Here is a 13,258-nt window from a genome sequence, read left to right as displayed (position 1 = left end):
ACGAATTTAAGGAGCTATTTTGATAGCGAAGGTATTTAAAGGTATATGGACAGGGATTAACTTCTCGCGTCGTTTAGTACTAAATTTATTATTTTTATTTTTGGTTATCATTTTCATTGTCTCAGTATCAAGTGACGGCGATAAAATCATTGTCGAAGAGGGTTCTGTCCTCAGGCTCAACCTAAACGGTCCTATTGTGGAAGAAAAAACCTACGTAGACCCTATAGAAGCGGCCATTAATGATGCAACAGCAAGCGCTGATACGCCTACTGAAATACTGCTTGATGATGTCATTGAAGTAATCAATGAGGCGTCACAAGACTCTCGTATCAGCGCAATTTTGCTTGATTTACAAGAAATGCCAAAAGCGCACTTAAATAAGCTTAAGCAAATTACAAAAGCACTTGATACATTTAAAGCAACTGGAAAAAAAGTAATTGCCTCAGGCTATTACTATACCCAAGCGCAATATTACATTGCCGCGCATGCAGACGAAATTGCGATGCACCCTTATGGTAGTGTGCTTATTGAAGGCTACGGTATGTACCCGCTTTACTTCAAAGATGCATTAGAAAAATTAGAAGTCACTCAGCATATATTTCGTGTAGGTACCTTCAAATCTGCCGTTGAACCATTTATCAGAAACGATATGTCAGAAGCAGCTAAAGAAGCAAACCGCGTATGGTTAGGTGCTTTATGGAACGAATATAAGCAAGATGTAAGTGCGGTGCGTCCATTTGACGAATCAAATTTTGATGAAACAATGGATACTTATTTAGCTAAAATGCAGGCTGCCAATGGTGATGCGGGTAAATACGCGCTGGATAATAAATGGGTTGATTCTCTCAAAACTAATCAACAAATTCGTCAACAATTAATTGATCTAGTTGGCGCTGAGGAAGATGGTAAAACATTTAAACAAGTGTCTTTTGGTGAATACTTAAGCTTAGTTAAGCCGCCAATTGAGTTTGATAACCCAATGACAGAAAAAGTCGCTGTGGTTGTAGCTAAAGGTACCATCGTAGACGGTGAGCGTCGTGCCGGTGAGATTGGCGGTGATTCAACAGCTGCACTATTACGCAAGGCACGCCTTGACGATAAAGTAAAAGCAGTCGTGTTACGTATTGATTCTGGCGGTGGCAGCATGTTTGCCTCTGAAGTTATTCGTGCTGAAGTATTGGCGCTTAAGGCCGCAGGTAAACCAGTCATTGCTTCAATGAGCTCAGTAGCTGCATCAGGTGGTTATTGGATTGCATCAGCGGCAAATGAGATTTGGGCAGCACCTAGTACGATTACCGGCTCAATCGGTGTATTTGGTACCTTTATGACCTTTGAAGATACCTTAGCTAAAATCGGTGTTTACTCTGATGGTGTAGCGACTACAGAAATGGCCGGTTTTTCAATAACTCGTCCACTAAATGAAAAAATGGCACAAGTGATTCAAATGAGTGTTGAAGAAGCTTATGAACGTTTTTTAAATGTCGTTGCCGATGCACGTAATATGACCCCTGAGCAAGTTGATAAAATTGCCCAAGGCCGCGTTTGGATTGCATCGCAAGCTCAAGAGCTTGGTTTAGTTGACAAGCTGGGTAACAAGCAAGGCGCTATCAAAGCGGCTGCAGAGCTTGCTAAACTTAACTTCTATGAAGTTAAAACAATTAAACAATCACTTAGCCCTCAAGAACAAATGCTCCAAGATATTTTTGGTAGCGCCGCGGTTAAATCAGTGCTTGGACTTGAAACACAAAAATCAGCAGTACTAGCTAGTCAAGCTAACCTGCAAAGCGTGATTAAGCAATTAAGCAGCGAAGTAGAAAACCTGAAAGATTATAACGATCCACAAGGTGTTTACGCGCGCTGTTTAGAATGTACAGTTGCACAATAATGCCCTAACAGGCTGTATTGATTAGCACTTAGCGTTATACTAAGCCCAGTTTTTTTACTGGGCTTTTTTTATGAAACGTAAACGCATTTACATCGCTTATACTGGCGGTACTATAGGAATGAAAAAATCAATCCGCGGCTATATTCCTGCCGAAGGTTTTTTAACCGAAACTGTGGTTAATAACGCAGAATTTAATCGTGAAGAAATGCCATTATTCGATATTCATGAATACTGCCCACTGATTGACTCTTCAGATATGTCTCCTGCTCACTGGCAACTTATTGCTGATGACATAAAAAGTAAGTACCAAGATTACGACGGCTTTGTAGTGCTGCATGGTACAGATACCATGGCCTATACGGCATCGGCTTTATCGTTTATGTTTGAAAACTTAACAAAGCCTATTATCGTTACCGGCTCACAAATTCCGCTCTCTCAATTGCGCTCTGATGGTCAAGTTAACCTACTTAATGCCATGTATTTAGCAGCTAACTACCCGATAGCAGAAGTCAGTTTGTTTTTTAATAATCAATTATTTAGAGGCAACCGAGCAACCAAAGCACATGCCGATGGATTTGATGCATTCGCCTCCCCTAACCTAGAGCCATTAGCGCTGTCTGGCATTAATATTCAACTGATCAAAGGTCAGTTAAGTCCGTATGTAGAAAATGAATTACAAGTTGCGCAGATCACTCCTCAAGCCGTTGGTGTATTGTATTTATACCCTGGGATCAGCAAAGAAGTGGTTAAAAGCTTAGTTAATGGCAACATTAAAGCATTGGTACTGCTGAGCTTTGGTGTGGGTAATGCACCGCAAGACCCTGAGTTTTTGGATATACTAGATGAAGCGAGTAAGCGCGGCGTTATTATCACAAACCTCACTCAATGCCTAAAAGGGCAAGTGAATATGGGCGGGTATGCCACAGGAAATGCGCTACTCAATATAGGCGTGATCAGTGGTTTTGATATGACCTTAGAAGCCTGTTTAACTAAACTGCATTATCTTTTTAGTCAAAACTTAGAGGTCGAAACGATTCGCCATTTAATGCAAGATAATTTGCGGGGTGAGTTAACTCGTTAGGTGTTCAGCTAAACGAATAACAAAAAAGGACGCTATTTAGCGTCCTTTTTATTTACTTAGATTTTATTAACGAACTTTTGCGTCAATATCAACTAAGTCAGTTAAATGACACGTTTCACCACTGTGGGTCTTAATGCCATGCTCACCAAAGTAATCACGCTGGGCTTGTACTAAATGCCCATTACTTGGTGTTGTTAACGTTGCTAAGTAGGTTTGTGTTGCACTTAGCACAGGGAATGCCAGACCCGTCATGACCGCTTGGCCCGTTACTTTACGCATTGCGAGTGACTCTTTTTCAAGAGTATCAATAAACTCAACACCTTGCGCTACACTGTCTAAGTAATCTGCACGAATAATACACCCTGCACGCCAGGTTTGTAGTGTTTTGGCTAAATCAACTTTCCACTGATGGGTACGTGAAGCACCTTTAATTAATGCAAGTCCTTGACGATACGCTAGTAAACTTGCAAGAGTAAATGCATCTTTCAACTCATCTAAATCAATATCAACTTGCGTGGTATTTTGCGCGCTATACGTCATCTCTTGTGCAGCAGTGGTATTGCATGCATTAGTTAAATGGCGTGCTTGAACAGCGGCTACTAATGACGGTACCGCAATACCCAATTCAAGTGCATTTTGAGCTGTCCATAAACCAGTACCTTTTGCGCCAACTTTGTTATCAATTAAGTCAACAAGGGGCACATTTTGCGAATTTTCAAGTGACAAAATATGGCTAGAAATTGACAATAAATAGCTATTTAACTGGCCTTGTGACCATTCATTAAATATCTCAGCAATTTCTTTTGCCGAGCGCTTAGTTCCATGACGAAGTAACTGATACACTTCAGCAATAAGTTGCATCAGTGCGTATTCAATTCCATTGTGAACCATTTTTACAAAATGACCGCTGGCTGATTGACCAACGCGAGCAAAACACGACTCGCCTTTGTAGCTTGCAGCAACTTTTGTAAACCATGGCTCGACACGCTCCCAGCCACCTTCAGAACCACTTGCCATCATAGCTGGCCCATGACGCGCACCCTCAGCACCACCTGAAATACCCATGGTGGCAAACTCAAACTTGTCTTGGTATTTTAGCTTGCGATTAATTCCGTCTTTGTAATTACTGTTACCGCAGTCAACAATAATATCACTACATTGAACACCCGCTTCAATCAGCTCATTGCAAACCGCATCAACCAACTCACCCGCAGGTACAAGTAATAAAATAGAACGCGGTGTTTCTAAACGCCTAACCATATCCCCTAGATCAGAGACAATGTGAAGTTTGTCAGCCATGCCTTGTGACTTAGCACAGCTTAATAACTCTTCACCCGCATTTGGGTTTTTGTCATAAGCGACCAGCGTTATCCCTTTTTCAATCAAGTTCAGGGCAAGATTTTTCCCCATAACGCCTAACCCTACTAATGCAACTTGCATTTAGTGCCCTCCTCGGTAACAACTATTTGGTTAGTAAATTAAAATAATACCGCGTGCATTATACTCAGGCCTAAGCCATGAGCAAAGCTACATGCATTTATTACAGTTAAAATAAACACTGCAATTATATCAAACAACCGCCCTCACAGGGGAAGAAATAGCGCTGCTATTTAAATTTTTAGATCATTGACGCCCTGTGACACCGGTGTCATAATGATGACATATTGATCTTGTATATAATAGTCGCAATGTTATAAAAAATTGCATAAAACTAAAAATTACTATTTAACCTGAAATCTTCTTTGAAGATTTATTAAGTAGTCACTAAAACAAAATAACCGTCAACTTGCTTAAAATAAGCGCACAGGAGAATTTAATGTTAAGACGTACAAAAATAGTCGCGACACTTGGACCTGCAACAGACAGAGATAATAACTTAGAAAAAATTATTCGCGCAGGCGCTAATGTCGTTCGATTAAACTTCTCACACGGTGTTGCACAAGATCATAAAGACCGTGCACAAGCTGTTAGAGATATAGCCGCTAAACTGGGTAAGCACGTTGCAATTCTTGCTGACCTACAAGGTCCTAAAATCCGTGTTTCAACCTTTAAAGAAGGTAAAGTAACTTTAGCGGTCGGTGCAAAATTCATCCTTGATGCAAAAATGGAAAAAGGTGAAGGCGATATTAACGCCGTTGGTATCGATTATAAAGAGCTACCACAAGATGTAGCTCCTGGTGATTTACTCCTTTTAAACGATGGCTTAATTCAGCTTACTGTAGAACATGTTGAAGGTCATTTAGTGCACACTGTGGTTACTGTGGGTGGGGTGCTCTCGAACAATAAAGGGATTAATCGTTTAGGTGGTGGTTTAACTGCGCCCGCGTTTACCGATAAAGACAAAGAAGACTTAATAACTGCGGCTGAAATTAATGTTGACTATATTGCCGTTTCATTCCCGCGTAGTGGCGATGATATGCGTTATGTACGCTCTCTTGCAGAAGCTGCAGGCTCTAATGCTCAGCTTTTGGCTAAAATTGAACGTGCTGAAGCAGTAGAAACGCAAGAAGCAGTAGATGATATTATTTTAGCGTCTGACGCTGTGATGGTTGCTCGTGGTGATTTAGGTGTTGAGATTGGTGACGCAGCTTTAATGGGCAAACAAAAACTCATTATTCGTCGCGCACGCTCGCTTAATCGTACTGTTGTAACAGCCACGCAAATGATGGAATCGATGATCGATAACCCAATGCCAACTCGTGCAGAGGTTATGGATGTTGCCAACGCAGTGCTTGATGGCACCGATGCGGTCATGCTTTCAGCGGAAACAGCCGCTGGTGATTACCCAGAAGAAACGGTTGCCACAATGGCACGTGTTTGTTTAGGTGCTGAGTCGCAAAAAGAAACCCATGTTTCTAAGCATCGTTTAGATAGCCGCTTCTCTTCTAATGCGGAGTCAATTGCACTCTCTGCAATGTATGCAGCTAATCACTTAGACTCTGTGAAAGCGATTATCACCCTAACAGAATCAGGTAGTACAGCAAAACTTATGTCGCGTATTAGCTCTGGTTTACCCATTTACTCACTTTCACGTCATCCGAGCACATTAGGGCAAACAGCACTATATCGTGGTGTTTACCCGGTGTTTTTTGACTCTACCAAATGTGAAAAAGATAATATGGTTAAAGATGCATTAAACACGTTAGTGGCTGCAGGTTCACTGCAAACAGGCGACACCGTGATTATCACTCATGGTGATGCAATGGAAACAATTGGTGCAACCAATACAATGAAGATAGTGACAGTGTCGTAAAAGTCACAATAAAAAACGCGAGCTAATTGCTCGCGTTTTTTATGCTATTTATTAAAGTTAGCTAGCTAATGCTGCTTTTACTTTATCACGGTAACTTCTACTTACTTTAAGTTCTTGTCCGTTATCTAACACTAATAAATATTCACCACTAACCTGAGTTACCAGCTTGCTAATTTGTTTGGTGTTAACAATCGCGCTGCGATGCACTCGTACAAATAGATTTGGGTCTAATTCTTGTTCAAGCTCTTTCATGGTTTTACGTAATATATGCGTTTGCCCGTCTTGGCAATGCAAACACATATAATCACCTGCGGCATCTACCCACTGTATCGTGGCAACGGGCACTCTAACAATTTCGCCCTGCTCTTTTACTGCTAGTGACTCAGGGTAGCGCCGATCAGTTAAGGTATCACCTGTGGCTAATTTCTTTAAAATTTCTTCGCAGTTATTACCCGTTATCCCAGCTACAAAACTGGCTAATTTTTTCTTATGGGCGTTATCCTGCTGAGTTTTTAAATAGGTATGCACTTTTTCTACCGCCTGTTTTAATCTGTTATCATCAACGGGTTTTAAAATGTAATCTAAAGCATGAATTTCAAATGCTTTAACAGCAAAGTGGTCAAACGCAGTCACAAATACAATGGCAGGCAAGTCTTTACTACTTTCACTCAATGCACGCGCTACCTCAAAGCCATTCATGCCTGGCATTTGAATATCTAAAAATACGAGGTCAATTTTTTCGTTTTTGCAACTTTCGATCGCATCAAATCCTGAGCTACATAGTTTGATCACTTCAATATCAGAAAACTCTTCAAGCCTAACGGCTAAGCCTTTACGTGCTAATGGTTCATCATCAACAATCAGCGTTTTTATTCTTGTCATTTCTTCACAGCCTTCTCAAACGGAACTCGCAGATTAACTTTCAATCCACTTGGCGTATTATGTGATAATACAAACGAGTAATTATTTTCGTAGAGCGTTTTTAATCTGTCTTGGGTGTTTGCTACACCCACGCCTTGTGCATTAACTAACTGGCCATTTACAATTTCAGTGCCAGGGCCATTATCGCCCACTTCAAGCAATAATTCATTAGCGAATACTTGTGCTTTTATATCAATAACGCCACCTTCTGCCATGTGAGCAATGGCGTACTTGATAGCATTTTCAATGATCGGTTGTAATATTAAGCTAGGTACCAATGCTTGTTGAGCTTGCTCACTCACATCAACATTAACCTGTAACCGTTCATCAAAGCGCACACGTTCAATCTCTAAATACAGCATTAATGCATGTAACTCTTGCTCTAGTGGCACTTTTTTAATTGGATCAGTATTGAGTGTATAACGCAAAAAGTCACTCAGCTTAGATACCATTAAATTAGCATCTTTGTTTTCTTTTACCAAAATTAAAGTGGAGATAGCATTGAGGGTGTTAAATAAAAAGTGAGGGTTTAACTGATATCTGAGCATTTTTAACTGCGCTTCGTGCGCCATTGTAGTTGCTTTTAACGCTTTTTGGCGTTCACTTTGCAATAACTGGTAATACTTAACCCCAAAGTACAAACCACTCCAACACAAAATAATATAAACGGAGTCTAGCCCTTGTTGTAAATAATAGAACCATTCTTCAGGGCGATAGCCGTGTCGATAAATTTCCCACAAGTTAAACTTTTGTACCACCGCCCAGAGCGTACCAGTTACATACGAGGCACCAAATACAACAATGATTAAGACCCAAGGCGAGGCATTCCAAATTTTGCGATATATATAACGCAAAGGCACAGTCATTAAACAGCCCGCATAGGCATTAAGTAAAATAACGAATACGTAAATATCACGCATTTCGAATACTTTAGATCCAATGTAATTAACTAACGCATACCCTATCCAGCCAGCGATTTGCAAAAGCCAGAAAAAGCGTTGTCTGTTATCAATTAAAGACTGCCAATTCAAAATTAATTATTACCTTATAAATTTGTTATTATTATATCGATTTATCAACGTGTATAGCACTACCAACTGTCTTACTTTTTAATAGCCCTATCGCAAACGATAACGTTGTCTGATGCTTTTGCGGTTAAGCGATTCATTGAGCTATATGCATAAAAAAAGCGAAAGGTATGTACCTTTCGCTTCTCAATGTTTACTTTTTATTTATTAAGCAAGTTTGTCTGAAGCAACTTTATAAGTTGGATCTTCAATTACGTTTACTTCCACTAAGTCACGCGCTTTATGAAGTAGTTCAGTACAGTCCTTACTTAAGTGACGTAAATGCAATTTTTTGCCGGCTTTATTGTACTTATCAGCTAGGCTATCAATTGCTTCTATCGCACTGTGATCCGCAACACGGCTGTATTTAAACTCAACAATAACGTCTTTAGGGTCGTTCTTTACATCAAATAAATCAGCAAAGTTTTTAACTGAGCCAAAGAATAAGGGCCCGTGTAACTCGTACACTTTTGAACCTTCTTTATCAATATAGTTCGTTGTGTATATATGTTTAGCATGCTGCCAAGCAAACACTAATGCAGACACAATAACACCTACACACACTGCAATGGCTAAGTCAGTGATAACCGTCACACCCGATACTAAAACAATTACAAATGCGTCAGATAAAGGCACGCGTTTCATCATTTTAAAACTTGCCCATTCAAATGTTCCCAGTACTACCATAAACATAACACCAACTAATGCCGCTAGTGGGATCATTTCAATTAAACTTGAGGCAAAGATAATAAACGCAAGTAACATCAGCGCAGCACTAATACCAGATAAACGCGAACGACCACCTGAATTAATGTTAATCATAGATTGGCCAATCATGGCACAGCCACCCATTGCACCAAAGAAACCACATGTAACGTTTGCCGCACCTTGGCCAATACATTCTTTGTTAGAATGGCCACGTGTTTCTGTAATTTCGTCAATCAAGCTTAGCGTTAACAGCGATTCAATTAAGCCAATTGCTGCAAGAATAAGCGCATATGGGAAGATAATTTGTAGTGTTTCTAAATTAAAAGGCACCATAGGAATATGAAACTGCGGTAAACCACCGGCAATCGTTGCAGCTTCATTACCTGTCATACCTTTTAAGAAATCAAGTACTGTACGCGCTTCTAAGTCAAGGCCAATAACTAAGCCAGTTACCGTCACAATGGCAACCAGTGACGAAGGGACTGCAGTCGTTAATTTTGGCAAAAAGTGAATAATAGCCATAGTTAGCGCCACTAAACCGAGCATAATGTACATTGCACTGCCCGTCATCCATTCTTGACCGCCAGCACCATCAGGTACTTTAAACTGCCCGAGCTGTGCTAAAAATATAACTATCGCTAAGCCATTTACAAAACCGAGCATCACCGGATGTGGAACCATACGTATAAACTTACCGAGCTTAAATACCCCAGCCAAGATTTGTAATAGCCCCATCAGCAACACAGTGGCAAATAGATATTCCACTCCGTGATCCAGTACTAAACTTACCATTACAACCGCAAGCGCACCGGTTGCACCCGAAATCATACCTGGACGACCACCAAAAATAGCCGTAATTAAGCCAACAATAAATGCGGCATATAAACCAACAAGGGGTTCTACATTTGCAACAAAGGCAAATGCAACAGCTTCTGGGATCAAGGCAAGTGCCACGGTCAATCCAGAGAGAATATCGTTTTTAGCAGAGCTTGGCGCCCTGCTGAGTAAGTTAAACATTGAGTTCCTCAGTTTTATTTAGCTGACAAAAAAAGCGCTGAATTCTATCAAATTAGCGCTCATTTCACAATTATAGTTAATGCAGCCGATTTGTTTATCATCGGCTTATTTTTATTTTACAGTGGTAAGGCTGTACTACGTTTTACACAGGTCATGGTCACGTTAGAATGAACCTCTTGGACGTACTCTAAGCTAAGTAGGTTATCGCGTACAAAGTGCTCATAACCTTCTATGCCTTGAGAAATAATACGCAACATAAAGTCCATAGTACCCGCCATAGTGTAACACTCAGTCACTTCATCATAGCTAAGTATCAGTTTTTCAAACTCGGCTAGATTCTTTTTACCATGGTTTGATAAACGTACATGGGCGTAAACCAACATATCAAAGCCCAGCTTTTTTTCATCAAGCAATGCGACTTTACTTTTGATGTAGCCATCTTGTTCTAATTTAGCAATACGACGCCAACAAGGAGACTGAGATAGGCCTACTTTATCTGCAATTTCAGCGGTTGATAAACTTGCATCTTGTTGTAAAAGTGCCAATATTTGGCGATCTACGTGATTTAGAGACATTTTATTTCTTATTTATCTAATAAATTGGTTAAATTATACAGCCTTTTTAAAAAGCAGTCTGCATATTTTTAACAATTAAACACATCAACCAAATTGACCACTTACAAACGGATTGGTTGCCTTCTCATTGGCGACATCGGTATCTTCACCATGGCCACTTAAAATTGCGGTACTCAGTGGCAACGTCATTATATGGGCCTGTATTGAGCTAATAAGCTGCTTACTGTCTCCTTTTGGAAAATCAGTACGACCGACTGAGCCTTTAAATATAACATCACCCACAATAACGGTGCTTTGCGTATCTTGATAAAATACAACGTGTCCTGGGGTGTGCCCTGGGCAATGCAGTACTTTAAATGCAAGCTGACCAACTTGTACGGTATCACCATGTGCTAGCCATTCATCTGGGTAAAAAGCATTGATAGCTTTAAATCCAAACATTGTGGCTTGCATTGGTAAGTTATCAAACCAAAAGCGCTCAACCTTATGTGGGCCAATAATCTTTATATTGTATTGCTCACGTAAACTATGAGCACCACCCACATGGTCTAAGTGTCCATGGGTTAACCAGATGGCTGACAAGCTCAAGTTATGCTGTGTTAGTGTTGCATTAATTTTGTCAACATCACCACCGGGATCTACCACCACAGCTTGCTGGGTTTGTTTGCATACTATAATTCGGCAATTTTGCATAAACTGCGTAACGGGAATTGTGATTATTTTCATCTTATATTTCTTTATTTTTTTGCGCTTGAATAACTATATCTTGTTCATATGACATTAAAATTGGGTATTTTAAATAAGCTTGATCGTAAAACGGGCTATGTTCATAGAGCCAATTTAAGCGCGCTTCAGGATCTGTAGCAAATGCTTTATCTTGCTTTAGTTTTTTATTAAATGCTTTTGCTAATTTCGGATCATCGCGGAGCATTTTCTCAGCAAATGGGAGCAATGCGTAATTTTCCATATACTCTGTTCGCTGAAAAATTGTATTAAATTCACCCCATGCAAAAAAAGAGTCAGGAGCTTCTGGATGCAATAAATGCACGGCTAACTCGCCTGCTTTTTGTTGGGTACTGACCTCAAACCAACCATCTAAATCGACATTCGTGGCCGGTTCATAGTTAAAACGTGCCGACACTCTAAATCGCCCTTCAAATGGTGCTTTATCAAAGCTATATTGCGCCACTTTTGCCATTTTTAACGGCTGAGTATTGGCGCCATTGAGTTTATTAATTGATACCCCATGTAAGGCAAGCTTTTCGATAATATCGGTATACACTGGCGGAATAAAAAACGATTTAGGAACTTCAACTGTGTGCTGTACTTCTTTTTGCCAAAAAATAGGCAGCTTGTCATAATCTTGCTTTTTACCTAAATAACTTACTTCTTGCTGATTTGATAAAGCATTCATATTCTTAGAATAAGCAATGCCTTTAAATTTGATATGATCAGCTTGCTCAGCGTAACCACGTTTAACAATTAATTGCTTAGGCACAAATTGCTGTTCTTTTTTTACCGCATTGGCGAGTTTATCTTTATGAGTTGCTAATGCCTCAATAGCACCATCTATAAACACATAAGTCCCTAGCACGCGTTGCTTATAGGGTTTTAAAGAATGGTTTTCGACTAAAATAGTTGGCAATGATCTTAAATCACCCCAGCCATTAGAAAAACGAGGCGTCGCCACCCAACCTGCTAAACCTGATTTAAACTCTTGTTTATCCATAACAAACACTAAAGGGCCAGGGATATGTCCTTGCTCAGTTAAAGTGTGGTCAATTACAGGTTTAAAGTAACGGTTGAGCGCATCCGAAATAGCAGGCGACTCGCTAGCAAATACTGGGTTATAGCCGTAGGTGACATCATATTGGTAATCGGCCCCATCAGTCACATGCACGTCTATATATAAATTAGGATTATAATCGTTAATGACTGCAAGTACGCTTTTAACCTCGGGGGTATCTAATTTAGTGAAATCACGATTTAAATTAAGGTTATTGGCGTTTGTTCTAAAACCCATTTTTACCGGACCACGCTGATTAATTCGATTAAATGCGCTACTGCGTTCATGCCCATCAACATTAAGAATGGGGATAAATAGAATGTTTACCTTTTTTAATATATCGCGACGTTTACCCGTGGCAATATCTCTTAACAACATAAACATTGCATCTTTACCATCAATCTCACCAGCGTGAATTCCGGCTTGAATTAGCACAGTTGGTTTAGTGCTGTTAGCCATTTGCCCAGCATCAAAAAAGCCTTGTTCGCTGGCAATCAACATTTTTATTGCACGTTTACTATTACTATAGCCAATCGTTTTTGATTTAAATTGAGTGGGATTCGCCGCTACCAACCTATCAACAAATGCCATGGTATCAGCATAATTAGGAGACGAGACTCCTGCAGAAATTTCAAAGTCTGTGGTTAAAGGTCCCTGTTGTTGCAATAGCGATGTGCTCGCACCTTCCCATGGTAATAATGGCGGTAAATGACTGTTATTCGCCATACTTGCAGATAAAACCAATAAACTTATAAACATATACTTCTCTAGCAAACGCATTAATTAAAAAAATTATAGCAATTAAAGCTTTTTAGATGCCAAAACTGCGGTAGTTCAACAAAAAAATGCAGCCAATTGCAGTTTCCTTTGATTATTTGCTCAAGCCCTAGTCAAGTGCTGATAAAAACATAATTAATATCAACCTTAAGAGCAACAATGAACATGCCTAAAATTCTGGTTTAGCT

General features: G+C 39.9%; 10 protein-coding genes. 3 read left to right on the top strand and 7 right to left on the bottom strand.

Annotated features, from left to right (window positions below; genetic code table 11):
- Window positions 1-19: 19 nt before the first annotated feature.
- Both sppA and ansA read left to right on the top strand, forming a co-directional pair.
- Window positions 20-1,885: a signal peptide peptidase SppA gene (sppA, locus tag ACNSN3_RS06345; RefSeq protein ID WP_418608809.1), complete on the top strand. Its 1,866-nt coding sequence runs from the start codon at window positions 20-22 to the stop codon at window positions 1,883-1,885.
- Window positions 1,886-1,955: 70 nt separating this feature from the next.
- A complete protein-coding gene (ansA, locus tag ACNSN3_RS06340; protein WP_193048815.1) occupies window positions 1,956-2,966 on the top strand; it encodes an asparaginase in 1,011 nt (336 codons plus the stop codon).
- Between the two features lie 66 nt (window positions 2,967-3,032).
- On the opposite strand, the gene gndA is transcribed toward ansA, so the two are convergent.
- Entirely contained in the window at window positions 3,033-4,406 is a 1,374-nt protein-coding gene (gene gndA / locus ACNSN3_RS06335) for an NADP-dependent phosphogluconate dehydrogenase (RefSeq protein ID WP_418608808.1), read from the bottom strand.
- Between the two features lie 376 nt (window positions 4,407-4,782).
- Between gndA and pyk the strand changes: the two genes are divergently transcribed.
- Window positions 4,783-6,219 (top strand): pyruvate kinase, encoded by a 1,437-nt coding sequence (pyk, locus tag ACNSN3_RS06330; RefSeq protein ID WP_109874685.1) that lies wholly within the window; start codon window positions 4,783-4,785, stop codon window positions 6,217-6,219.
- A 57-nt stretch (window positions 6,220-6,276) separates the two neighbouring features.
- Here the strand turns inward: pyk and ACNSN3_RS06325 are convergent, their stop codons facing one another.
- The 6 genes from ACNSN3_RS06325 to ACNSN3_RS06300 form a co-directional block, all read right to left on the bottom strand.
- Window positions 6,277-7,101, bottom strand: coding sequence for a LytR/AlgR family response regulator transcription factor (locus ACNSN3_RS06325; protein WP_010389898.1), 825 nt, complete (start codon window positions 7,099-7,101; stop codon window positions 6,277-6,279).
- Window positions 7,098-8,171 (bottom strand): sensor histidine kinase, encoded by a 1,074-nt coding sequence (locus ACNSN3_RS06320; RefSeq protein ID WP_010389897.1) that lies wholly within the window; start codon window positions 8,169-8,171, stop codon window positions 7,098-7,100. The genes ACNSN3_RS06325 and ACNSN3_RS06320 overlap by 4 nt, the downstream gene beginning before the upstream one ends.
- A gap of 204 nt (window positions 8,172-8,375) precedes the next feature.
- Entirely contained in the window at window positions 8,376-9,932 is a 1,557-nt protein-coding gene (locus tag ACNSN3_RS06315) for a SulP family inorganic anion transporter (protein ID WP_010389896.1), read from the bottom strand.
- Window positions 9,933-10,048: 116 nt separating this feature from the next.
- Window positions 10,049-10,507: an Lrp/AsnC family transcriptional regulator gene (locus ACNSN3_RS06310; protein WP_008110469.1), complete on the bottom strand. Its 459-nt coding sequence runs from the start codon at window positions 10,505-10,507 to the stop codon at window positions 10,049-10,051.
- Window positions 10,508-10,591: 84 nt separating this feature from the next.
- On the bottom strand, window positions 10,592-11,233 hold the full coding sequence (locus ACNSN3_RS06305) for an MBL fold metallo-hydrolase (RefSeq protein ID WP_418608807.1): 642 nt from the start codon (window positions 11,231-11,233) through the stop codon (window positions 10,592-10,594).
- A 1-nt stretch (window position 11,234) separates the two neighbouring features.
- A complete protein-coding gene (locus ACNSN3_RS06300; protein WP_418608806.1) occupies window positions 11,235-13,052 on the bottom strand; it encodes a M14 family metallopeptidase in 1,818 nt (605 codons plus the stop codon).
- Window positions 13,053-13,258 lie beyond the last annotated feature (206 nt).

Source organism: Pseudoalteromonas sp. US3C1004, assembly GCF_048401065.1.
GTDB lineage: Bacteria > Pseudomonadota > Gammaproteobacteria > Enterobacterales > Alteromonadaceae > Pseudoalteromonas > Pseudoalteromonas undina.
Note: the sequence above shows the minus strand (reverse complement) of the source record. Positions and strands in the feature narration are given on the sequence as shown.

Excerpts from the sequence above, each read along its gene's own strand:
- ansA (WP_193048815.1), top strand. The coding sequence starts at position 1,956 with ATGAAACGTAAACGCATTTACATCGCTTATACTGGCGGTACTATAGGA.
- gndA (WP_418608808.1), bottom strand. The coding sequence starts at position 4,406 with ATGCAAGTTGCATTAGTAGGGTTAGGCGTTATGGGGAAAAATCTTGCC.
- pyk (WP_109874685.1), top strand. The coding sequence starts at position 4,783 with ATGTTAAGACGTACAAAAATAGTCGCGACACTTGGACCTGCAACAGAC.
- ACNSN3_RS06325 (WP_010389898.1), bottom strand. The coding sequence starts at position 7,101 with ATGACAAGAATAAAAACGCTGATTGTTGATGATGAACCATTAGCACGT.
- ACNSN3_RS06315 (WP_010389896.1), bottom strand. The coding sequence starts at position 9,932 with ATGTTTAACTTACTCAGCAGGGCGCCAAGCTCTGCTAAAAACGATATT.
- ACNSN3_RS06310 (WP_008110469.1), bottom strand. The coding sequence starts at position 10,507 with ATGTCTCTAAATCACGTAGATCGCCAAATATTGGCACTTTTACAACAA.
- ACNSN3_RS06305 (WP_418608807.1), bottom strand. The coding sequence starts at position 11,233 with ATGAAAATAATCACAATTCCCGTTACGCAGTTTATGCAAAATTGCCGA.
- ACNSN3_RS06300 (WP_418608806.1), bottom strand. The coding sequence starts at position 13,052 with ATGTTTATAAGTTTATTGGTTTTATCTGCAAGTATGGCGAATAACAGT.